Raw genomic sequence first — 23,458 nt, 5'->3', positions numbered from 1 at the left:
GATAAGTATTTGTAAAGATAATCTTTTCTTTTACTCAAAATTCAAAAACAAAGCAACTTTGTGTGTAGTAAGCCTACCAATAGGGTCTGCAAGATTTTTCTTGCTATCTTCTATGCTCAAAACATTGGGGATTCCATGCGAAAAACGCACTTCCAAAGCAAACTTGAACATATCTAAGTACCTATCCCAGCCAAAACCGTATTGAATTTCTAAGTTGCTGTCTTTGGTAATGAGGTGAGTATCTATGAGTTCCTTTTTCCCTGCCACTTTGATATTGTAAGAAAAGCCACCTATCATGTATAAGCGTGTGTTGTTTCGGCGAATAGATTTGTATTTTACTAAGACAGGAAGTTCTATAAAAGTCGACTCTGTAAGGTCAGTCAGAACACTCCCTTTCTCAAAAGTATATTTGGTACTTCGTTCATAAAAAGAAACATTGGGCAAAAAGCGTAAATTCCATAACTCATTGCCTAAGCGAAAGTTAGTAATAATACCTAAAGAAAATCCGGGAGAAATCATAGGGTTGGCCGCTTTGAGCGTATCCAAGTCATCGCGAGTAGCAAAAAGTTCAGAATATCGCTGAATGTGCAAGCGCGAATAATGAAGCCCTATCAAGAACCCATAGTGCAACTTTTTATCGTCATAAAAAGGTAAGTTTTTAGTTTTTTGGCGTTGGGCAAAAGTAGCATTGGACAAACTTACTATGGCAAATGCGATTAAAAAGAATCTGAAATAAGTCATTAATATTGAATGATTTTACTTGAAAATTTAAAAAATTTGCTCAGAACTTTTGAAAGTTAATAAAAGTGTAAAATTTTATGCCATAGTGCAAATTTTAATGTAATTTTTAGTTAAAAGTTTGGATTTTTATGGTTTTAATATCAAGTACAGGTACGTATGAGCCTACCCCTTCTTTCCTTTGTATATCGAACTTATGCCAAAGGTCAATTCTTTTGCCTCTGTTTTTGTAAAGCCTACTTTTTCCATAATAGCTAAAAAATCCTTGCCAAAAGGGAAAGCCTTGACCGACTCAGGCAGGTAGGTATAGGCGGCATCGTCTTTGGAAACTATCTTGCCTATGGTCGGTAAAATATATTTGGAGTAAAAATGGTACAAACGGCTAAAGATAAAGCCTTGTGGCTGAGAAAATTCTAAAACAATCAATGTTCCTCCTTTTTTCAACACCCTGTATATATCTTGCAAACCTTTTTCCAAATTTTCAAAGTTGCGAACCCCAAAAGACACAATCACTGCATCAAAGGTTTCATCAGCAAATAAAAGTCGCTCAGAATCACCCATTTGTAGCTCTATCTTATGGCTTAGGTTCATCTTAGCAATTTTTTCTTTACCAAGGTTTAACATTCCTTCGGAAATATCTACCCCTATGATTTTCTCGGGATTCAAAGATAGGGCTTCCAACGCAAAGTCCGCTGTGCCTGTCGCTACGTCTAAGATGAGTTTAGGTTGCTCTTTTTCAAGCATTGTAATCGCTTTTTTTCGCCAAGAAACATCTATACCCATGCTCAACACTCGATTCAAGAGGTCGTACTTGGGAGAGATATTATCAAACATTTGAGCTACTTGCTCTTTTTTGCTTTTGCTTTGGTCTTTATACGGTACTACGGTCATTGGATTTTTTGATTATGCTCGCACCTAACAGATTTTTGAAACCTGTTAGGTGTGAGGCTTTAAAATTATAAGCATACAAAACTACAAAATGTTTGTCAAAATGTTTGATTTTTAAAATGTAGCCTAAACTTCTATTTTGCAAGCAACCTTTTTCTACTGTCTTGCATCTTTGATTCAAAACGTTCCTACTCGTACAACCTATTGTTCGTTTTTGAACATTAGAATAAAAAATAAATATTTTAACTATTTGATTTTCATAATTTTAAATTAGTTGGTATGTTAATTGGCTAATTGTGTTAAAAAAATTTAATGAAAAGGTAAAATTCTGCTCATACTAAATTATAGTTATCATTTATACGGCAATTAACTCAGTTAAAATACTTTTAAGCATTAAGTAACATGGAAGACATCATTGCAATTACATTTATTTTTGGGACTCCTATCATAGGCATTTTGAGTTGGACGTTTATCAAAAGTTTGCAGATTTTGACAGGGAGAGGTAAATACAGCCTAAGCAATAAGGACTTATTGCAAATAAAAGCTGAAAATGAAGAACTTAGGCAGAGATTAGAAAACTTAGAGGTCATCGTTACCAACGCAGACCCTACGCTCATGGAAAACTACCTCAGAGTGCAGCAGCAAAATAAGCAAACTCATATAAATCAAGGTCAATGGAATGGTACACATTTTAAGAAGCCACAAGAAGTTCCTTTGGAGGAGAACTTTAAATCTGTGATGAGTAAAATGCTACAAAAGGTAGATACCATGCTGGACAACAATGTGGGAAAACAACACAGAAGATAACTGATAGAACTAAAAACTTACATTCGATTCATTTACATAACAACAAAAAGACTTAAACTGATTTTACATGGAAACCACAGAAATCATTTTGGAAAAAAAGCAAAACGGCGTAAAAGAAGTGCCTATGCAAGAAAGAACGCCTAAAAAAAGCCTCTCTATTGGTGGGGTACTGAAAAAAGCATTTTTAGCCCTCTTTTTAATTGGTTTTACCGCAGGGACGATTTGGCTAATTTATTATTTTGTCAATAAATCAAGCACTCCAAAAACCATTTATAAGACAGAAACTCCGTTTATTACCAGCATTACCAAGAAAACGGTAGCCACAGGTTCTATCCTTCCAAAGCGCGAGGTACAAATAAAACCCCAAGTTTCGGGCATCATCGAAGCCTTGTATGTAGAAGCTGGGGAAAGCGTAAAAGCAGGGCAGCTCATCGCCAAAGTAAGAGTAGTTCAGAACTTATCAGGTAAAAACAATGACCTAAGAACTATCAACGAAGGAGAGCGAGCTGTAGAAACCGCTAAGGTAAGTTTTGAAAATGCACGCATCGAGAAAGAGCGTCAAGAAAAACTATTAGCCCAAAAAGCTATTTCCCAACAAGAATATCAGCGTGCCTTGACAGAGTACAACATGAGAAAAGAAGAATGGGAAAGAGCAGAAAGAGGCTTGGATATTACCCGCCAAAATGTGTTGCAAAACTCTGGACGCATCGCCAACGAAATTTACTCTACGGTGGACGGAATGGTGCTAGACGTACCTGTAAAAGTAGGTAGCTCGGTAATAGAACGCAATAACTTTAATGAAGGCACTACGATTGCGATTGTAGCAGACATGAATAGCTTGCTTTTCGAGGGGAAAGTAGATGAGTCGGAAGTAGGAAAAATCAAAGAAGGTATGGACTTGAACTTGACCGTAGGAGCGATTCCTGACAAAGTTTTCAAAGCTAAATTGGAGTTTATCTCGCCCAAAGGCGTTACAGAAGAAGGGGCAATCAAATTCCAAATCAAGGCAAAAGTATTGCTCAGCCAAGAGGATTTTATCCGAGCAGGGTACAGTGCCAATGCCGACATCGTTCTTGACCACAAAGATAGTGTATTAGCCATCAAAGAAAGTTTCTTGCAGTTTGGTAAAAAAGACAGCGTGTTCGTAGAAGTAGAAACTTCACAGTCTCAAATCTTTGAAAAACGTTTGGTAAAAACAGGAATTTCTGATGGTATCAATATAGAAATCTTATCAGGCATAGACAAAAATGCTAAGATTAAAGTACCTGAGATGAAAACAGCCAATAAGTAGGAGGTAGTATCAGAGAAGGGTTTTATTTCAAACTTACATAAATAGAACCCTTACTTTTTTGGTATTTAAAAAAATCGTTCTTTGACTGTAGTTCCGATTTTCCAGATCGGATAGTCTGCTTTAGAAAGCCAGAGCTACATGAGAACAAATATTTATTGAAACTTAATAAAGGAAATTTAAGCAAGCAAGCTAACTCCTTTTCCTTGTTCATTTCTTATGACACAAAAATACAAATACATAAATCTCTCAATACATTTTCTATGATTTCTGCTTGGTATGTCTATACTTATTTCTTCCTTGTAAGGAATTTCATCAAAAGTTAAGCTCATAGTATTTGTCCATTTTATTCAAAAAAAAGAAATCTAAAATAAATTTCTGCCATTCCGCATCTCTCTATCAAAAAATGTGTAAATTTCCCTCAAATTCTTACATTTTAGTTTGCACCTGACAGGTTTGGGAAACCTTTCAGGTGTAGGAATGGACAATGAACAACAAAAAATAAATCATAAATCTATATGTCTAAACGTAATTCCATTTTTCATATGTTTTTACATGAAAAAAAATTTCTCTCAAAAGCCGAAATTGCTTTATTTTTTACTGCCCTTCTTTTCCTTGCTTTTGCTTGTGGGAAGTTTGGCAGGAGCGCACTCAATGTTACCAACCGCAATTTTACGGAGGAGATTGCCGTGCAGCAAAACTTAGTTTTTACCTTTAACGCTAATATCGTAAAAGATTCATTAATAGATATTTGGAAGAAAGAAGATTACATTAAGTTTACCCCAGAAGTCAAAGGAAAGTTCAAGTGGACTGCTGCAAACGAGTTGGTTTTTTCCCCTGAAACAGGTTTTAAGCCAAGCACGGACTACAAGGCAGAAATTACGGACAAGGTGGTAGAGGCTTCTACTGAAAAGTTGAAATTAGGCGACGACATTGCTTTTTCCTTTCATACGCCTTACCTGAACTTGTTAGGAACAGATATTTTTTGGGTAATGAACAAGCAAAACATACCTGAGTTGCGTATGAACTTGAATTTCAACTATCCTGTAAACCCTGCGGAGGTGAACCAACTTGCCAAAGTTTCCATAGGTGGGGCTGAGGCAGGCTACAAAACCAATACTTCCGAAATAAGTGAATCTGTCCAATTGGCTGTTCCTCAGCAGTCCTCTCAAAAGTTTGATGAGCAGAAACTTAAAATTACCATTAAGCCAGGCTTGAAAACACCACAAGGCGAAAAACCCGCCTCTGACTTGGAGTTCGAAACAGAGATTCCTTCCAAAGACAATTTTAAAATTTTGCAAATCACAGGCGAAACTGATGAGGACAAGCCTTACATCAAAGTTTATACTAACCAAGCCGTACAACCCAATATCAGCGATATTAAGAGGTTTTTAAGTCTTTCTCCTGCAATTTCTTATGAGATAGAATTAGCGGATTTTGGCTTTATGCTCAAAGGGAATTTTGAGTTTGGGAAAAATTATAGACTAATCGTTGATAAATCTTTGAAAGGCATTTTTGGTGGAAGTCTGAACAGCAATGTAGAGCAAATGGTGGTTTTTGGCGACTTGCAACCCAGCATCGCTTTTGCTTCTAAAAAAGCTATCTATTTGACTTCCAAAGGAAACAAAAATGTGGGAATGCGAATTACGAGTATTCCCAAAATTAGAGTACAAATTTATAAAATTTATGCAAATAACATTTTGGCATATTTGAGAGAACAGAGCTACTACTTTGATTATGAATATGATTATGGGTATTATGGCAGTTTTGATAATTATGGAGATTTGGTTTTTGAGCAAACTTATGAAACCAAAAACTTACCCAAAGCCGATGGTTTGTCCCTGCTCAATATGAGTTTCATTGATTCTAAGCCTTTTAAAGGGATTTACGTCATGAAAGTTTCAGATGACAACGAGAGCTATCGCAGTGCGACTCAACTGCTTTCGCTGTCTGACATTGGTTTGATAGTAAAAGAAACACCTGACGAGATTTTGGTTTTTGCTAATTCTATCTTAGATGCTCAACCGCTTAATAGTGTAAGTGTTACTTTAGTCAGCACCAATAACCAAGAAGTCTATACCGCCACCACAGGGAGCGACGGGGTTGCCAAATTCCCAAGTATCAAGTCCAAGGCAAGTGGTTTCAAAGTAGGCATGATTACCGCAAGCAAGGAAAGTGATTTTAACTACCTCTATTTCAGTCAGACAGGAGTAAGTACTTCTCGATATGATGTAGGAGGGATTCGTGAAAATGAATCTGGTTATCAGGCATTTATCTATGGAGAGCGAGAACTATACCGTCCTGATGAAACCATGAATCTGAAAACCATCATCAGAAATAAACAGTGGCAAGCAGTAACGGATTTGCCTATAAAAATGAAGGTCTTACTGCCCAATGGAAAGGAATTTATCACGAAAAAAGGCACATTGAGCAAGCAAGGCTCTTTTGAAACTTCGGTAAAAATTCCTGCAAGTACGGTAACGGGGGCATATACCGTAGAGGTTTATACTTCTAATGACATCTTGCTCAATTCCAAATACATCTATGTAGAGGAATTTGTCCCTGACCGCATCAAAGTAGAAGCAAAAGTGAGCAAGGAAGTGGTCAAAATTGGGGAAAACTTAGAGGTAAGTGGGCAAGCCTTGAATCTTTTTGGACCTCCTGCCAAGAACCGTAACTACGAAATGGAGATGCAACTTTCCCGCAAGTATTTTAGCCCTGCGCAATATTCAGATTACACTTTTGCTTTGAGTGGCAGAGGGGACATCACTTTTGAAAATATTTTCAGAGAAGGCATAACCAATGAAGAAGGTCGCTTTTCTGAAACTTTCACTATGCCAAGCAATTACAAAAATGTAGGAATGTTAGAGGGCAAAGTTTATATTACCGTTTTTGATGAATCGGGAAGAAAAGTAAACCGTTCTCGCACTTTTACTATACTCACCCAAGACGTGTTCTATGGCATCAAAGGCTTTGATTATTACGTGGACACACGCCAACCTCTGAGTATTCCTGTTATAGCGGTCAATCACTTGGGACAGTTAGCAACCAATGCGAAGGCAAAGGTGAGAATTATGCGCTACGAGTGGCAAAATGCCCTGGAAAATACCTATTCGGGCTATCGCTATGTGTCGCAAAGAAAAGAATTTGTAGAGAAAGAATTAGATTTAACCATTACAGGAACAAGTACTTATGTTCCTTTTGTCCCCACAAGGTCTGGCGAATACGAAATCCGCATCTCCTCGCCCAATGCCACAGATAGCTATGTGAGCCGCACTTTTTATGCTTACGGCTGGGGCATGACTTCGGGAACTTCTTTTGAAGTAAATAAAGAAGGTGAGATTGACATTACTTTGAACCAAGAAAAATTTGCAGTGGGCGAAGAAGCCAAAATTTTGATGAAAACGCCTTTTGCAGGAAAAATTTTATTGACAATAGAAAGGGACAAAGTGTATGATTATTTCATAGTGCAAACGGACAAAAAAGCAGCATCATTTAACTTGCCTATCAAGAAAGAATACTTGCCCAATGCTTATATTTCAGCTACCTTGATAAAACCTACTGACGACTCTTCTGTACCGCTAACGGTAGCTTACGGTTACAAAACTTTGAAAGTAGAAGACGCAGGAAGCAAACTCAACTTGACGATTAAAGTACCTGAGAAAATCAGAGCAAAAACAAAGCAAGAGATTGTAGTTCAAACAGATAAGAGGCAATCGGACATAGAAGTTACGATTGCGGCAGTGGATGAGGGCATTTTGCTTTTGAAAAACTCCGACAACCCCGCACCATTTGAATTTTTCTATCAAAAAAGAGCCTTAGAGGTCAATTCTTACAACATTTACCCAAGACTTTTCCCTGAATTGAAGGCAACGCAACGCAACTATGGGGCTGACGGTTACGACTTGGGCAAGCGATTAAACCCTATGGCAAATAAGCGCATTAAGCCTATTTCTTTTTGGAGTGGTACGCTAAAAACCAACGGAAGTGGCTCAGCCAAGTTTACCATAGACGTTCCCCAATTCTCGGGAGATTTAAGGATTATTGCGGTTGCCGCCAAAGACAATGCCTTCGGCACAGGCGTAGCTAATATGAAAGTAGTTGACCCTTTGGTAGTTAGTACTTCTTTGCCTCTGTTTTTAAGCCCCAATGACGAGATTTTAGTTCCTGTAACTTTGACCAATACCACAGAAAAAAATGCAGAAGCAAAAGTACAAATTGGGACAAGCGGAGCAATGGAGTTAGTGGACGAAAATGCTCAAAGCGTGAGTGTTCCTGCGGGAGATGAACGCCAAGTATTTTTTAGGGCAAAAGCAAAAAATGAGATAGGGACAGCCTTAGTAAACGTGGAAGTCAATGGCTTAGGGGAGAAATTCACTGAAAAGATAGACATGACTGTTCGTCCAAGTACTTCATTGCTGAAAAGAAGTGGCTCAGGTTTGGTGGAAGCAGGAAAATCTGCCAATATAGACATGAAAGCAGATTACATTCAAAACTCGGTCAAAGGCAAGCTGATTATCAGTCGCTCTCCTGTAGTAGAATTTGCTAAGTCCTTGAATTACTTAGTGATGTATCCTTATGGCTGTGTGGAACAGACAGTTTCTACTGCCTTCCCACAAATCTATTTTGCCGATTTGATAGACGATTTGTACTCTACCCAAGCGGGCAGTAATTACGCCAAGCAAAATGCCTATTTCAATGTGCAAGAGGCAATTAGGAAGTTGCAAACCATGCAGTTGTACGATGGCTCACTGTCTTATTGGCAGGGTGGAAGCTATGCAAGCTGGTGGGGAACGGTGTATGCGGCGCATTTCTTGATAGAGGCAAGAAAGGCGGGCTTTGAGGTGGATACCAAGTTTTTAAATCAGATTTACAGCTACTTAGGTAGCCAAGTCAAACGAAAAGAAACCTATATCTACGAATATTTTGACAATGGGAACATAAGAAAAGCGACGCGCATTGCCCCTAAAGAAACCTTCTATTCTTTGTATGTGTTGGCATTGGCAGGCAGGCAGGATGTAGCGACTATGAACTATTATAAGGCAAATCAGCAGTTGATGTCTTTGGATTCCAAATACTTATTGGCAACTGCCTATTACCATGTAGGCGACCAAGCCTCCTACCGCAAACTTTTGCCACAAAGTTTTTCAGGAGAGAAATCTCTTACTGCCTTAGGAGGAAGTTTTCACTCTTACATTCGTGATGAGGCGATTGCACTGAACGCTTTGATAGAAACTGACCCTCAAAATGCCCAAATTGGCATCATGGCAAGACACTTAGCCCAACAGATGAAGCAAGCGGTTTACCTCAACACCCAAGAAAATGCCTTTGGGCTTTTGGCTCTGGGCAAGTTGGCGAAGAAAGCAGGTGAAAGCAATGCGACTGCTACGGTCTATGCCGATGGTTCGAGAATTGGAGAAGTGAGCAATAAATCTCTTGTTCTTTCTAAGCAAGTGCAAGGTAAGCAAGTAAAAATAGATGCCCAAGGTGGTAATCTCTACTATTTCTGGGAGTTAGAAGGATTAAACACCACAGGAGAGTATAAGGAAGAGGACAGTTTCCTCAAAGTGCGTAAGGAATTTTATGACCGCAACGGCAACCGTATCAGTGGCAATACCTTCAAACAGAACGATTTAGTAGTAGTAAAAATTACCTTGCAAAGTACAGGGGGAAGCGTACCTAACGTAGTGATTACCGATATGTTACCTGCGGGCTTAGAGATAGATAACCCACGCTTGGGGGGCGTAGGGGTAAGTTGGATTGCTAATGCCTCCGAAGCTGAGCATTTTGACTTCCGCGACGACCGCATCAATATTTTTACTTCTGCTTCGCCTACGGAAATTAAGAATTTCTACTATATCTGCCGAGCCGTCAGTCGTGGTACATTCAAGATGGGTCCCGTCAGTGCTGATGCGATGTATAATGGGGAGTATCATTCGTATAACGGCGCAGGGACGGTAGTGGTGGAATAAAAATTATTTGGTTGGAATACAAGTGTTTAAGACGTTTCAGGTTTTAAAAACCTGAAACGTCTTAAAATCTTTTTAGAAAGGTTTGCTTATTATTTATCCTTTAAACTTAAAGTTTTATTTCACCTCCACTTTGTTCACCCCTACATTCAAGTTGATGATTTTTTCTTTCCAAATGAACCTACCTGTGGTATTAGGAGGCAAGCTAATCTCTCCTGTTACGCCCTTCTCCCCTACCCTACTGAGTTTAAGGTTGATTTCTCCTTTGGGGTGCGGCATTCGGGCTTCTATATTTTTCAACTCTCCAAGAGCAGGTTGTACCAATACACGCTCAAATCCTGCCTTCTCGGGCATGATGCCACAAATAGTCGCTAAAAAGTCATAGTTAGGACTCGATGACCAAGCATGGCAATCAGAGCGAGTCGGCTCTGGCTTCTCTGCAAAGGTAGTAAGTCCTATTTTAAGCATCTCACGCCAAGGAGTTAGATTGGAGTAGTACAATTCGCTCATGCCTGCCTTTTTGAGTGCTTGGGTCAGGTAAAAACGAAAGTAAAAAGTTATTTCAATTAAGTCATTGCTTTTCAATACTTTCTCCAAAAATGCTTTTTGTTGTTCGGCAGGTATTCCGCCGCTCAATACACCCATGATAATAGCATGTTGGCTGAAGGCTTGTTTTTCAGGTGTATCTCCTATGATTCCTTTTTCCTTGTCTAAGCAAAGTTCAAAAGTGCTTTTAGCAATTTTCTCAGCAAGTTGCTTATAATGTTGTGCTTGAGCTGTTTTTCCATAATAATCAAAGACCTGTGCTGCCAAATTTAGGGAATAGGCATACTGAAAAGTCAAAATAGAAGAATTGCCGTCAAGCGTGCCTTGTGGAACGCCTCCTATGCTCTTATTGATATTCCAAGGCCATTCTTTTGCCCAATCGACAAAGTTCCACCACTCCATTTTTCCTAACATATTTTTTTCCCTGTCAAGATGATTTTCGTACCAATTTAACACATTTTCAATACCTTGTAATTGAGATTTTACAAAGTCATCATCTTTTCGGTGCATGAAGTAGTCATAGACCATATTTGTCCAGAAAAGCGAAAATGGCGGTATAATTTGCTGAACTACACTTGGATAGCGGCTTTGAGTAAGCCCTTCGTACACTCTCGAGTTATCAAAATCGGTAATTGCTTTTTTCATTAGCCTATCATCTCCACTCACATACAAAGAAATAAGGGCTTGGATACGCGTATCGCCTACATACTGTAGCTGCTCATAGTAAGGGCAGTCGAAATAGGTTTCTGCGGCGCATAGTCTTGCTGTCCTCCAGCCTACATTCCATATTTCTTTTAAAGAAGCATCATTACTGGAAAAACTTGCTTTTTCTTGAAAAGGATAAGCAGTAAAAACTCCATAAAAATCATTGATAATCAAAGGCTGTGCTTTGGTTTCTATTTCCATTTGGACATAGCGATAGGTTCGGAACCAGAGCGTAGTGTAAAGCCTATTTTCCCCACCTTCCAAGTGAAAAATATCATAAGTCCCCTTGATAGATTTCCTTGCTATTTCATTGCGATTGCCCTTTTGGTCATTTGCATCAAAAAGAGCCTCTGCATAGGTGAGTTTGATTTGTGCCTCTTTTCCTCCACTTACTAAGAGATGAGGATAAGCATTGGTGAGGAAAGTTTGGTCTAACAACAAACTTACTTTGCTGTTAGCGGGAATAGTTACCGCCTTGCCGTTCAAGAAGTTGTCATTGATATTCACTTCCTCTGCCCTTGCAATTTTCTTTATACGTTCTTGTTTTTCTTCTAACAAAGGAATAGTTCTTGGGACTAAATGCCACTCCGCACCTGAACCTACTCCTCTGGGAACGCCTCTCTCTAACTGTCTTGCTTTTGTCCAATTTTCATCATTAAAATCTGTGGTTTGCCATCCCCAAATGAATTTCTTCCCCTTGACTTCGTCCCCACAACCCACTACGATAAAAGTGCGCAGATAGCTAAAATCACCAATAGGGCTATAGGCGTGATTTTGAATTACTTTCCAAGAATTATTTGTATTCACTACTTTCTCAACTTCCGAATTTCCCTGTACGATAAGAGCGGTTTTGTTGGTAATTTGGGCAAAGGGTATATATTCACCAAAATTCCAGACTACGGCGGCAATGACATTTTTCCCCACTACCAACTCCTTAGCTATATCTAAAGTTTCAAAGTTCCAATGAGCTAAGTCACCTCTGGCAGGTCCAACACCCACAGATTTCCCATTGACAAACAAGCGATAGCGATTATCCGCAGAAACATGAATGATAAATTTGTCAGGTTTACTCTCCAAAGAAAAAGCTTTGCGAAAGTGAAAAACCCCGTACTCCTTCAAAGAGGTATTGGGTGGAGCTATCCAATGGGCAGACCAAAGAGAACGGAATAACTCAGGATTTATTTCTTGCATGAGTACTTGTGCAGCAGTACTTTGGTAGAGGCTAAAACATGCCAAACAAAATAAATAACAAAATCTTTTCATTTTCATATTGCTTAGGTGTTTGATGATAGAAGTTTGACATTTAGAGAGAAAAATCAATAATGTTGTTTTACGAAGCCTCCAGCATAGCCCGATGCCCTTAACTTTGGAATGAGGGTTGCCACTGTTTCGCTTGAACCTTCCCCAACCAGAATGCGATATACTCGCCTCTCCCCCGCCCATCCTGTCTGAATAAATACATCGTTGTATCCTTTTTCATACACTCCTTTGGCTTTTTCTAAAGCAATATCTAAAACCGTAAACGAACCTATCTGCACCCCAAAACCATTAGGATATTTGACCGTTCCCCAAATACTATAAGTACTTACTCCAGCAAACTTCTCTTCGTTAGTTTTTGGTTTCACCTGCTTTTCAGGTTTGTCTAATACTCCTCCTTTGCTTTTCTCAGAAGTATTGCTTGAAACATTCTTATTATTTTCCGAAGAAACAGGCTTTTCCTCTTGCTGGACGGGGACTTGTTGTTCTACTGGTTTAGTATCTTTTTTGCTTTCCTCTTGCTTGGGTTTTTCCTGCTTTTGAGGCTCTTGTTTTTTATTGTTAAAAACTCTATCTAACAAACGACCAATTTTCGTTTTTTTCTTGGTTGAAGGTTGTCTTTCTTCTGTCTTTCTTACTGTTTCTACTGGTTTTTCTTCTTTTTTTACTAAAATAGGCTGTTCTGCCGTAGCTATTACCTCTGTTTTTACAGGCACTACCCCTGCTTTTATCATATCCAACTTTTTAGCAGCTGCTTGTGAAAGGTCAATGATGCGTCCTCCCGTGTAAGGTCCTCTGTCATTGATTCTTACAATAACAGTCTTGTTGTTATTAAGATTAGTTACCTTGATTTTAGTATTAAAACGAATACGCGGATGAGCGGCGGTCAGTTCATTCATATCATAAAACTCTCCGCTTGCTGTCTTTCTACCGTGAAACTTCTCTGCATAATAAGACGCATTGCCTTCTTGTTTGTAACCCACAAGATTGTAGGGTTGGTCAAGATTATCAGCACTTACGAATAAAAATGAAAGGGGTAAAAATATAAAAGTCTGTTTTTTTATCATTGGCAATGATTTTAGTAAAAAATAATACGCTCTCCTCTGGACTTCTTTATGGTTGTTTTTCTTTTACTTTTGTAACTATTTAGGTACTTGCAAAATTAAGAAAAAGTTTGTATTTTTCTGCGGCTTTGTTGCAACGTTTGATTTAGTGAAAAAGGGCTTTTTATATAATTTTGTTTTACCAAAGCATAAATTACATGAAACAAATGTCAAAAAGCCCAGTCAAATATCGTTATAAACTTTCAAATTGGAAAAATTATAATGATTCTTAAAAAAAAAAAGAGGCTTAATTACCCAATATGAGCAGGAATTTGACAGGCTAATTTCTTGGAACTTTCATATTCCTAAAACCAAAACCCATTTTTATTGAGTATAAGAACTTTAAAGTAAATTTTGGTAGTTGTTTTTGTCTAATCCATAAAGTGATAAAAATATGAAAATGAAAGCAATTTCAAGACGCAAGTTTTTGTTTGATTCTTCTAAGTTAGCCGCTACAATTGGCTTGGTCAATCTACCCTTAGCAGAGAGTTTTGCCAATTACAAAAGGGTTTCGCCCAATGATAAGGTACAAATAGCAGTCATTGGTTGTAGGAATATAGGATGGGCTAATCTGATGTCCCACAATAAGTTAGCTGATGTATCGTGTGTAGCTTTCTGCGATGTAGATGCCAATGTACTGAATCAAAAAGCTACAGATTTTGAAAAACTCACAGGAAAGAAAGTACAACTTTACGAAGATTATCGCAAACTATTGGAAAACAAGGACATAGATGCTGTACTTATAGGAACTCCTGACCATTGGCACGCTATACAGATGATAGACGCGTGCAGTGCTGGGAAAGACGTATATGTAGAAAAACCTATCTCCGTTACTATTGAGGAAGCCTTAGCTATGGTCAAAGCTACAAAAAGGTATAACAGAGTAGTACAAGTAGGACAGCAACAACGCAGTGGGATTCACTGGCAAACGGTCATGGACTATATACAATCAGGAAAATTAGGGCGAATCCGCAATATAAAAACTTGGATTTCTAATGGGAACAGAGGTGAGCTCCCCCCCCTATCTGAGGAAGCTATACCCACAGGCGTAAACTACGATATGTGGTTAGGTCCTGCCCCTCTCAAGCCTTTTCACAAATACCGCTTTCATGGGACTTTCAGGTTTTTCTGGGATTATGCAGGCGGACTAATGACAGACTGGGGCGTACACTTGCTTGACATTGCATTTGGAGCTATGAACGTAAAAACTCCTAAATCGGTAGTCGCTTCTGGTGGCAAATTTGCCTATCCTACCGACATGATGGAAACGCCTGATACCATGATGACGATTTATGAGTTCGACAACTTCTTGATAAGTTGGGAGCATACTTTTGGTTCATTCAAGGGGCTTTTCGACAAGCATCATGGTGTAGCTTTTTATGGAGAAAATGGCTATTTAGTGGTCGACAGAAATGGATGGGAGGTCTTTCCAGAAATAGACAACAACAGCCCTGCACACATGAGAAAATATAAGTTGGAAGCGATGCCTTACCAAAGAGCAGGAGCAGATGACCGAGATTTGCACGCCGCTAACTTTGTGCAGTGTATCAAAACACGCCAAAAACCTATTTGTGATATAGAAATAGGAGCGAATGTAGCTATCAATGCACACTTAGGAAATATTGCTTATCGCTTAGGCAGAAAAGTTTATTGGGACACAACTACTAATACATTCCTCAAAGACCCAGAAGCCCAAGCCATGACCAAAAGAACTTACCGCAAGCCTTGGGGATTGCCGAGTGTTTAACTACCTATTCTGTCTTCTACACATAGTTTTTTACCACAAGAACATAAATTGGGAACTTGTGGTAAAAACTCTTGTTGAAATAACTCAATAAAGCACTTCTTCGCCTTTAAGTGCATAGATAGCATTACTCAAAAAGTTAGGAATCACTGTGCTATAAGTCATCAGAATTTTGTCGGGGTCATTCAGATGCTCTATCATATTGTTGTATTTTTCCTCTCCGTGATTTTCAATAATTTGCTTTCTTTTTTCCTCTTGTTGGAAATACATAGTCATGCCTATTGGGTCTGCCTCAGGGTGATATTGTGTACCAAAAAATTCGTCAGAAAGACGTATAGACATAATAGCTCTTTCCAAATTTACATGGGGTCTTTCTTTTTCTATGGAAATTATCTCTGCTCCTAAATCGTTGATAGCGTGATGATTGGGCTGTATAACTTGCCAATCTCTGGAGTCTACTGCATAATAAGGCTCTGGCAAACTCCCAAGAATAGCATCTTCCAAGCCACTGTTTACCTTATGCACAGGAAATATACCGAATGATGTTGATTTTCTTTTAGTTACTTCTGCTAACTGAAAGAGTCTGCACATCATCTGAAAGGAATGGCAAATAAAGAAAACGTATTTTTTCTTTTCATAATTGCGTTGATTGTGATTCCATAAGTCCTCTATTAGGTCAAAGTAGTTCCTTTCCCACGCCTTGCCTTCCCCATCATAAGGACTACCTGGGCCGCCTGTAGAAATGTATATATCGTATTCGTCTTTGTGAGGCAGTTCGTTTTTATAGCGGGTTTCGTAGATATGATAAGAAAGGGTTTGGTCTAAGGTCTTTCCACTATGTGCCTCTACGATTTCTTTGATACATCTCATTCCTTGGTTAGGCACATTGTCATACAAATCCAACACCGCTACTTTGATGTGATTCTCGCTCATATTGTCCTTTGTTTGGTACTGATAAAAATAAGAAAAAAATAATAAATTGAAAACTTCCTAAGCCTTTTGAGCAACTTAGGCTTAAGATTGAAAACATTAATTAGGTTTAACAAGCTCTCAAGATAAAATGTTCTGCAAGAATCTGTTTTTTTGGATAAAAAGTAAAAAAATTAAGTAATTTTGCCTTGTGTTTTTATTTTATTATGCTTGCACTTAATTCTATCTGAACTTCTTGCTCTAAAGCCAAACTACAAAATCTTAAAAACATAAGCCAACCTATTAGTTATTAACTTTACAAAAGTACAAAACATGCGTTTTTTACTTAGTGACTTCGTTTTATTATATCGCAAACCAATTCATGAAACCAACAGCCATTTTGTATTTTTTGTTATTTTTTCCAATTATCATTTTTGCACAAAAGAAAAATGAAAGCTACCAATACCACATTCATCGGGCAACCGCTCCTATCAAAATTGACGGTATAGGAGATGAGTCTGCATGGAACGAAGCAGAGCTTGCCACCGATTTTTTTATGGTTTTGCCTATGGATACGAGCAAGTCAAGCGTACGCACAGAAGTAAGAATGCTTTATGACAATGAGAGTTTTTATTTATTAGCTGTAAATTATGATAAATTGGAAGGTGATTACATGGTCGAGTCCTTGCGTAGGGATTTTTCTTTTGGGAGAAACGACAACTTTTTGCTCTTTTTAGACCCTTTTGATGACCAAATCAATGGTTTTACCTTTGGAGCAAATGCGATGGGGGCACAGTGGGACGGGCAAATGTTTGACGGCGGTTCGGTCAATCTCAACTGGGATAACAAATGGGAATCCGTAGTAAAAAGTGAGGACGACCAATGGGTATTTGAGATGAAAGTTCCCTTCAAGAGCATACGTTACAAAGAAGGCATCAAACGCTGGGGAGTAAATTTTAGCCGTTTGGATATGAAAACTACAGAAAAATCAGCTTGGGCGCCCGTCCCCCGACAGTTCCCTACCGCCTCACTTGCCTATACAGGCATTCTCCTTTGGGACGAAGCACCGCCCAGAGTAGGCACCAATATTTCTTTGATCCCATACGTAGCAAGCAGTCTGAACAAGAATCATGAGAAAAATGCTGAGGCAGTTTACGCTTTGCAAGCAGGTATGGACGCAAAAGTAGCCGTAACTTCTTCTTTAAACTTGGATTTGACTATCAATCCTGATTTTTCGCAGGTGGAAGTAGATAGACAGCAGATTAACCTTGACCGTTTTGAGCTTTTTTTCCCTGAACGCCGCCAATTCTTCTTAGAAAATGCAGACCTCTTTGCCAATTTTGGTTATCAAACCATTAGACCTTTCTTTTCCCGAAGAATTGGTTTGAATGCTCCTATCCACTTTGGAGCGAGATTAAGCGGAAAGATAGATAAAAACTGGCGAATAGGGGTGATGAATATGCAAACAGGAGATAATAATAAAGGTACGCCTGCACAAAATTTTGGTATTTTAGCCTTGCAAAGGCAAGTTTTTTCACGCTCAAATATCTCGGCAATATTTATCAATAAAGAAACCTTTGACTACGAAAATGCAGTTAAAAATAATACCTCGCTTACACGTTATAACCGAAACTTTGGCTTTGAGTATAACCTTGCTTCTTCTAATAATATTTGGACGGGAAAGTTGCTTTTTCTCCAATCCCTTAGCCCCAACAGCAATGGCAATGACCAAACTATAGCAGGGCATATCCAACACAACTCTCGCCGTTGGAATTATAGAGTTCAGTACGAATACGTTGGGCAGAACTATAACGCAGAAGTAGGTTTCGTCCCTCGTTTGAACTATCATGGATTTTACCCTACCATAGGACATTTATTTTTCCCTAAGAGAAAAGGAGCAGTACTTAGCCACGGACCGAGTACCTTTTTAAGTTTTTATTTTGACAAAAATATGCAACAAACTGAAAATGAGCTACCTATACTGTATAGAATTAACTTTTACAATAGGAGCGAACTGGTAGTTTGGACGGCAACAAACTACGTAAAACTCCTGCGTCCTTTTGACCCTACCAATTTTGTGGGGGATACCTTAGCCACAGGAACGAGGCATTTTTGGCATTCTTACGGCTTCGATTATAATTCTAAACCCCAAACATTACTTACCTACTCGCTGTCAGGTCGTTATGGGGGTTTTTATGCAGATGGGAAGCGTTTGCGCCTCAATGGTGAAGTGGGCTATCGCATACAGCCTTATGCAGCTCTTTCACTTACTTGGAACTACAATCGCATAGACTTCCATGATGCAGAAGTATTACCAGAAAGGCTTAAAAATCAAAGTTATGACATTTGGTTAGTAGGGACTCGCTTGGACATTACTTTGACGAATAAGCTATTTTTCACCAACTTCTTGCAATACAATAATCAAATCCAAAACGTAAATATGAATATGCGATTGCAGTGGAGATATAGCCCTGCATCTGATTTATTTATCGTCTATACAGACAACTATTATTCAGATTCTTTTAAAGTAAGAAACAGGGCTTTGGTGTTTAAGTTTACTTATTGGTGGAATGTATAAAGAAGATTACAAACAAATAGATAAGTTAGTAATTTTCAAATATATAAAACCTTAGTATTCTACTTTTTATTGAAATCCCCCAAAAGCCATCATGTTTTGGAGTCTAATCCTCCCATTTGGATTTTCCAGAACAAAATGGCTTTTCGCTATTCTTAATAAGTTGCAAAAACTTTTAGATTTAAAAAAAAAATTTCCTATCCTTTGTAACCTTTCTCAAAAACCTTTGTAACCATAGCATCAAAATACAAAATCAAATACAAAATCTGGAAATCTGAAATCTGGAAAGAGAAATAAAAAGAACAATAAAACAATAAACAATTTCGAAAGTAAATGACTGACGAACAGGCAATGCAGTCCGTAAAAGCGGGAGATTTGGACAAGGCGGCGATTCTTTTTGAGCGATACAAAATTCGTCTGTTCAACTTTTTTCTCAAATTCTGTGGGGACGAGGCGCAAAGTCAAGATATGACGCAAAACACTTTTTACCGAATGTTGAAATACCGTCAATCTTATCACGAAGGGCAACCTTTTAAGGCTTGGATTTACCAGATTGCTCGGAATATATTGAAAGACAGCTATAAAGAGAACCAAACAAAGATGATAGACTTGAAATCGGCACGACAAAAACACGACACAGAAACTGAACCCATGATGCAACATGAAAGAGAACAGTTACTTCACAACGCATTGAAAAAACTGCCAGATGACCAAAGGGAAATCTTGATTTTGAGCAGGTTTGAGGAATTAAAATACGAGGAAATTGGGCAGATGTTAGGACTTTCCGTTGCCAACGTCAAAGTCAAAGCACACAGGGCAATACAGAAATTAAAAGAATTAATACAGAATCTGGAATAAGGAATCTGGAATAAAAATCAAATACATAAAAAAGAACAATAAAGCAATTCAATAATTTAACAATAAAATCATGAACTGCGAAGAGATAAAAATACATCTGATAGACTTGATAGACAACAACCTCCCTACTGAACTTCAGAAAGAAGTAGAAGAAGGTTTGGCAAACTGTCCCGATTGTCAGCAAGAATATGAGGAACTGAAAATACTTTTCCAAACTTTTCAAAATCAGCCACTTGTCCCTACACCAAAGGCATTAGACGATAATTTTTATGCTTTTTTGGAAAAGGAAAAAGCAGTAGAGCGGCTTTCCAAGTCGTTTATGGAAATTATCAGTGAGGACACTGACAATGGCAAAGTGGATAGGGTTGATGGAACGTCTGACCTGCAAAAAGCAAAAACTTTCACCTTTGCGAGTGTTTTCACTCGTAAAGCAAGTCTTCTGCGAATTGCCGCTTCTATTGCCTTGTTAATTGCCACCTTTTTCTTTGGCAGACAGTCAGTTACAGAGCAAAACAGCGAAGCAATTGCTCTTTTAAAACAAGAAATTGCAAATACTAAAAACTTGGTCATGCTCAACATGCTCAAACAAGCATCGGCAAGCGATAGAATCAAGGCAGTTAGCTATGTATATGAAATGGAAGATGCTGATAAAGAAACGATTGACGCTTTGGTCAATGTAATGAATTACGACAAAAGCATTAACGTAAGGCTGGAAGCCATCAATGCACTTTACTACTTTGGCGATAAAAAAGAGGTGCGCCAAGCCATGACCAAATCTTTGCGCTTGCAAACTGAACCAAACTTGCAAATAGCCTTGATAGAAACCTTGGTGCGTCTGAAGGAAAAAGAAGCCGTAAACGAGATACAAAAGCTCATGGAAAACAAACAACTCCCCGACATCGTGAAATTTAAAGCGGCAGAAGGAGTGGGAGAACTTTACAAATTATGAATGTAGAATCTGGAATGAGAAATAATAGTAAAGTATAAATTCTAAGTTAAAAATATTCCAGATTACAAATTTTCAGATTTCAGATTAATAATTATAAAAACTTAACTTTCAATTACTTAAATTTTTAAAAACAATGAAAAAGGCAATTTTAATTTTAGTGTGTGCAGTTTTTTGGGTGCAGGGATTATATGCTCAAAATGTTTCAGTAGGAGGTAGCGTAAGTAGCTCTCGCAGTGGGCGTTCTGGCGAGTATAAGGTCAAATTTGGAGGCTCCGCCAAAGACAGACGCTTAGAAATCTACTTGGACAAAGCAAGCCTGAGCATAGAAGGCTACAATGGTGATGAGTTGATAATCACCACAGACAGAGCAGAAGCTACCCCAGAAAGGGCAAAAGGCTTAAAATCTCTCTACGCCAATGGGACAGACAACACAGGAATTGGCTTGGAAGTAGTCAGCGAAGGAAGCACTATCAAAGTTACCAAAGTCAATAAAAGAGATGGCGATTTTAAAATCAAAGTTCCAAAAAATGTGTCTTTGTTAGTGGAGGAAATGTCTTTTCATGGAGGAGGCGATTTTAAAATAAGCGATATTGAAGGCAACGTAGAGGTACAGTCCAAAACAGCAGACATCGTTGTCCGCAACCTAAACGGCTCATTAGTTGCCCACAGCACAAGCGGAAGCATAGATGTAGTCTTCGGCAAGGTGAACCCTGACAAGCCTACTTCTATTACCAACATCAGCGGAGAAGTAGATGTAACTCTGCCCTCAGATACCAAAGCCAATATCAAAACCAAATCTATTTCTGGTGATGTTTATACTGACTTGGATATTCAAACAGAAAAAAAGAACGATGAGAAGTCCAAAGGAATGACCTCATGGAAGCATGGTAGTTATGAGGCAAAAGGGACGCTCAATGGCGGAGGAGTAGAGATGCGTCTGGAATCCATCAGCGGGAATGTGTATATCAGGAAAAAATAAATACAAATCTGGAATGAAATACAGAATGAGAAATCTGGAATAAGGAATTAAAAATGACTAAGATACAAATTTCAAATTCCACATTAAACAAATATTCCACATTCCTGATTGTCAAATTTCTAATTATTTATAAAAACTTAAACGTATGAAAAAGCTTATTTTATTTTCACTCTTATTTATCAAGGCGTGTAGCCTCATTTTAGGACAAAAGATTGTCAATGAAACTTACAAACTCCCCGAGAGTAGCAAGGTAAACTTGAACCTTAAATTTGCAGATTCTATCCGAGTAACCTCTTGGGATAGAGATGAAATCCAAATCAAAGCTGTCATTCTTATCAACAATGGCAGACTTAACGATGCTTTCACCATGAAAGTCGACAAAGAGGGAGGTGAACTGGAAATAGTTACTGATTTTGACAAGGAAATGATAAAACAAGGAAATGCAGCGGACTGCAAAGATTATGTTCAGTACATTGATAAAAATGGAAAGTCTTACGCTGTTAATGGCAAAGGCACACATTGGAACAACGGAAACATGATTTGCTCAGACATTTATTTTGAAATCAAATTACCCGATAAAGCAGATTTGCGGATAGAGAGCATCTCGGGCAATATGGAAATTCAAGGTTTTGCAGGAAAACTTTTTGCTAAAACCATCTCTGGCTTTGTCGACCTCACATGGAAAAATAACAAAGGGGCAGATTTAGAAATGAAAACTATTTCAGGCGATGTTTTTTCCAATTTTGATGTAGCCATAGAAAACAAAAAGAAAAACTCTCCCGTAGGCTACCAACTCAAAGGCAAAATCAATGGCGGTGGCGTTCCTATTCATTTAGAATCTATTAGTGGGAATGTGTACCTGAGAAAGGAAAATTAGTGAAATAAAAAGCGAATGTTTCTCTTAAAAGATAACATTCGCTTTTTAGTTTTTGAGCAAAATAATTCCTCATATCCAAACCCTTTCTAAAAATCGCAAGAAATTTTTATAGAAAATATTTTCTACATCTTGGTCTGTATAGCCCTTGTTTTTCAAAATGAGTTCCAACTTTTGTAAATCTGCTATCGTTTCTAAATCCTGTGGGCATTGCTCTTTTCCAAAAGCACCATCTAAATCCGAGCCAATCCCCACATGCAAGCTATTTCCTGCAATTTGACATATCGTATCTATATGAGGAACGATATGTTCTAATTTCAAGCCTGTATTTTCAGGAGTGCTTCTGCCTCTCACCCAATTAGGAATCATCATCCATGCGTCAAAAGCCATCCCAATAACCGCTTGTCTTTGTATAAGTTCTTTGATTTGCTCATCAGAAAACTGTCGGTTGTGTGGCGTAATGCTTCGGCATAAGTGATGGCTTGCCCAAACTGCTCCCTGAAAATTGTCCATTGCCTCTCTAAAACTTATATCAGAAAGATGAGTAGCATCTAAAATAATATTGAGCCTCTCCATTTCTTTAAGCAAATCTTTACCTTTTTGTCCTATACCTCCGTCAGAATCAGTCCCGTAGGCATACACTCCTTTACCATAATGGGCTAAACCTACCGCTCTCAACCCTTTCAGATAGGCTTTTTCTAAGTAAGAAATCTTAACCAAAGAGTCAGCCCCTTCCAAACTCAAAATATAGCCAATAGGTAGTTTTTCAGTACTTTTTGCATTTTCCCACAAATTTATATGCTTCTTTAGCGTTTCTCTATCTCGTATTTGTATCATCTCACCTTGCTCTTCCATAGTTTCATACCATGCTAACTGCCCTTGGGTCTGCGCCCAGGCTTGTGCCTGTGAGTTCCAACCGCTCAGAGAACTTTCTGGAGTTACATAACGAGCTATTTGTGTGGCTACACAGACACCTATTTTGCCTTTTCGCATTTCTGCTAAACTGATAAGTCCTTTGCCCCTATCGGGCTTGTCAGTGAGGTGCTGCTCTCTTTGGCGAATGTTTTGAATGTCTTGTGTCAAATCTCTATTCCATTCTAAGGCATTCATTGAGAGGTCTAAATGTGCATCAAAAATGAGTTTTTTCGTCATTTAAGTAATCTTATTGCGCTTAGTATTTTAATCTTATTTCAAAGGTTTAAAAAATTTTTATTAAATATTGCTTTTTTTTTGTATTTTTGAGAAGTCTAAATTGTAAGACAACCATAT

The 23,458-nt window shown here is 38.3% G+C and carries 15 protein-coding genes; 9 read left to right on the top strand and 6 right to left on the bottom strand.

Annotation, left to right across the window (positions count from 1 at the left end; all coding sequences use genetic code 11):
- Nucleotides 1-30: 30 nt before the first annotated feature.
- Together porT and ubiE are read right to left on the bottom strand one after the other, a co-directional pair.
- Nucleotides 31-741 carry a type IX secretion/gliding motility protein PorT/SprT gene (gene porT / locus BM141_RS04940; RefSeq protein ID WP_091541035.1) on the bottom strand — a complete coding sequence of 237 codons (711 nt, stop codon included), beginning with the start codon at nt 739-741 and terminating at the stop codon, nt 31-33.
- Between the two features lie 162 nt (nt 742-903).
- Nucleotides 904-1,629, bottom strand: a complete 726-nt coding sequence (ubiE, locus tag BM141_RS04935) for a bifunctional demethylmenaquinone methyltransferase/2-methoxy-6-polyprenyl-1,4-benzoquinol methylase UbiE (protein WP_091541032.1) — start codon at nt 1,627-1,629, stop codon at nt 904-906.
- A gap of 399 nt (nt 1,630-2,028) precedes the next feature.
- Here ubiE and BM141_RS04925 point away from each other — a divergent pair, with 399 nt between their 5' ends.
- From BM141_RS04925 to BM141_RS04915, 3 genes are all read left to right on the top strand, one after another.
- Nucleotides 2,029-2,433, top strand: a complete 405-nt coding sequence (locus BM141_RS04925) for a hypothetical protein (RefSeq protein WP_091541025.1) — start codon at nt 2,029-2,031, stop codon at nt 2,431-2,433.
- Between the two features lie 67 nt (nt 2,434-2,500).
- A complete protein-coding gene (locus BM141_RS04920) occupies nt 2,501-3,724 on the top strand; it encodes an efflux RND transporter periplasmic adaptor subunit (RefSeq protein ID WP_245763984.1) in 1,224 nt (407 codons plus the stop codon).
- A gap of 515 nt (nt 3,725-4,239) precedes the next feature.
- The gene (locus BM141_RS04915) at nt 4,240-9,693 is read left to right on the top strand and encodes an alpha-2-macroglobulin family protein (protein ID WP_091541022.1); all 5,454 of its coding nucleotides are present in this window, start codon (nt 4,240-4,242) and stop codon (nt 9,691-9,693) included.
- Between the two features lie 114 nt (nt 9,694-9,807).
- Here BM141_RS04915 and BM141_RS04910 read toward each other — a convergent pair whose 3' ends face one another.
- Together BM141_RS04910 and BM141_RS22780 are read right to left on the bottom strand one after the other, a co-directional pair.
- Nucleotides 9,808-12,210 carry an alpha-L-rhamnosidase-related protein gene (locus BM141_RS04910; RefSeq protein WP_245763983.1) on the bottom strand — a complete coding sequence of 801 codons (2,403 nt, stop codon included), beginning with the start codon at nt 12,208-12,210 and terminating at the stop codon, nt 9,808-9,810.
- A gap of 47 nt (nt 12,211-12,257) precedes the next feature.
- Entirely contained in the window at nt 12,258-13,265 is a 1,008-nt protein-coding gene (locus tag BM141_RS22780; RefSeq protein WP_091541020.1) for a septal ring lytic transglycosylase RlpA family protein, read from the bottom strand.
- Nucleotides 13,266-13,695: 430 nt separating this feature from the next.
- Here BM141_RS22780 and BM141_RS04900 point away from each other — a divergent pair, with 430 nt between their 5' ends.
- Nucleotides 13,696-15,048, top strand: a complete 1,353-nt coding sequence (locus tag BM141_RS04900; RefSeq protein WP_245763982.1) for a Gfo/Idh/MocA family protein — start codon at nt 13,696-13,698, stop codon at nt 15,046-15,048.
- Nucleotides 15,049-15,132: 84 nt separating this feature from the next.
- Here the strand turns inward: BM141_RS04900 and BM141_RS04895 are convergent, their stop codons facing one another.
- Complete coding sequence (locus tag BM141_RS04895; protein ID WP_091541017.1) at nt 15,133-15,978, bottom strand: type 1 glutamine amidotransferase; 846 nt, start codon at nt 15,976-15,978, stop codon at nt 15,133-15,135.
- Nucleotides 15,979-16,336: 358 nt separating this feature from the next.
- Here BM141_RS04895 and BM141_RS04890 point away from each other — a divergent pair, with 358 nt between their 5' ends.
- The 5 genes from BM141_RS04890 (at nt 16,337) to BM141_RS04870 (ending at nt 22,192) form a co-directional block, all read left to right on the top strand.
- Nucleotides 16,337-18,532: a DUF5916 domain-containing protein gene (locus tag BM141_RS04890; RefSeq protein WP_091541013.1), complete on the top strand. Its 2,196-nt coding sequence runs from the start codon at nt 16,337-16,339 to the stop codon at nt 18,530-18,532.
- Between the two features lie 330 nt (nt 18,533-18,862).
- The gene (locus BM141_RS04885) at nt 18,863-19,387 is read left to right on the top strand and encodes an RNA polymerase sigma factor (RefSeq protein ID WP_091541010.1); all 525 of its coding nucleotides are present in this window, start codon (nt 18,863-18,865) and stop codon (nt 19,385-19,387) included.
- A gap of 70 nt (nt 19,388-19,457) precedes the next feature.
- Nucleotides 19,458-20,336, top strand: coding sequence for a HEAT repeat domain-containing protein (locus tag BM141_RS04880; RefSeq protein WP_091541007.1), 879 nt, complete (start codon nt 19,458-19,460; stop codon nt 20,334-20,336).
- Nucleotides 20,337-20,469: 133 nt separating this feature from the next.
- Nucleotides 20,470-21,315, top strand: coding sequence for a DUF4097 family beta strand repeat-containing protein (locus BM141_RS04875; RefSeq protein WP_091541003.1), 846 nt, complete (start codon nt 20,470-20,472; stop codon nt 21,313-21,315).
- Nucleotides 21,316-21,460: 145 nt separating this feature from the next.
- Nucleotides 21,461-22,192, top strand: coding sequence for a DUF4097 family beta strand repeat-containing protein (locus tag BM141_RS04870; RefSeq protein WP_091541000.1), 732 nt, complete (start codon nt 21,461-21,463; stop codon nt 22,190-22,192).
- A gap of 69 nt (nt 22,193-22,261) precedes the next feature.
- Here BM141_RS04870 and BM141_RS04865 read toward each other — a convergent pair whose 3' ends face one another.
- Complete coding sequence (locus BM141_RS04865; protein WP_091540996.1) at nt 22,262-23,341, bottom strand: dipeptidase; 1,080 nt, start codon at nt 23,339-23,341, stop codon at nt 22,262-22,264.
- Nucleotides 23,342-23,458: the final 117 nt, after the last annotated feature.

Source organism: Thermoflexibacter ruber (assembly GCF_900113045.1).
Taxonomy (GTDB): Bacteria; Bacteroidota; Bacteroidia; order Cytophagales; family Thermoflexibacteraceae; genus Thermoflexibacter; species Thermoflexibacter ruber.
This window is presented reverse-complemented; position numbering and strand designations above follow the sequence as displayed.

Excerpts from the sequence above, each read along its gene's own strand:
- BM141_RS04925 (WP_091541025.1), top strand. The coding sequence starts at position 2,029 with ATGGAAGACATCATTGCAATTACATTTATTTTTGGGACTCCTATCATA.
- BM141_RS04870 (WP_091541000.1), top strand. The coding sequence starts at position 21,461 with ATGAAAAAGCTTATTTTATTTTCACTCTTATTTATCAAGGCGTGTAGC.
- BM141_RS04880 (WP_091541007.1), top strand. The coding sequence starts at position 19,458 with ATGAACTGCGAAGAGATAAAAATACATCTGATAGACTTGATAGACAAC.
- BM141_RS04885 (WP_091541010.1), top strand. The coding sequence starts at position 18,863 with ATGACTGACGAACAGGCAATGCAGTCCGTAAAAGCGGGAGATTTGGAC.
- BM141_RS04900 (WP_245763982.1), top strand. The coding sequence starts at position 13,696 with ATGAAAATGAAAGCAATTTCAAGACGCAAGTTTTTGTTTGATTCTTCT.
- BM141_RS04920 (WP_245763984.1), top strand. The coding sequence starts at position 2,501 with ATGGAAACCACAGAAATCATTTTGGAAAAAAAGCAAAACGGCGTAAAA.
- BM141_RS04915 (WP_091541022.1), top strand. The coding sequence starts at position 4,240 with ATGTCTAAACGTAATTCCATTTTTCATATGTTTTTACATGAAAAAAAA.
- BM141_RS04875 (WP_091541003.1), top strand. The coding sequence starts at position 20,470 with ATGAAAAAGGCAATTTTAATTTTAGTGTGTGCAGTTTTTTGGGTGCAG.
- BM141_RS04865 (WP_091540996.1), bottom strand. The coding sequence starts at position 23,341 with ATGACGAAAAAACTCATTTTTGATGCACATTTAGACCTCTCAATGAAT.
- porT (WP_091541035.1), bottom strand. The coding sequence starts at position 741 with ATGACTTATTTCAGATTCTTTTTAATCGCATTTGCCATAGTAAGTTTG.
- BM141_RS04910 (WP_245763983.1), bottom strand. The coding sequence starts at position 12,210 with ATGAAAATGAAAAGATTTTGTTATTTATTTTGTTTGGCATGTTTTAGC.
- BM141_RS22780 (WP_091541020.1), bottom strand. The coding sequence starts at position 13,265 with ATGATAAAAAAACAGACTTTTATATTTTTACCCCTTTCATTTTTATTC.
- BM141_RS04890 (WP_091541013.1), top strand. The coding sequence starts at position 16,337 with ATGAAACCAACAGCCATTTTGTATTTTTTGTTATTTTTTCCAATTATC.
- BM141_RS04895 (WP_091541017.1), bottom strand. The coding sequence starts at position 15,978 with ATGAGCGAGAATCACATCAAAGTAGCGGTGTTGGATTTGTATGACAAT.
- ubiE (WP_091541032.1), bottom strand. The coding sequence starts at position 1,629 with ATGACCGTAGTACCGTATAAAGACCAAAGCAAAAGCAAAAAAGAGCAA.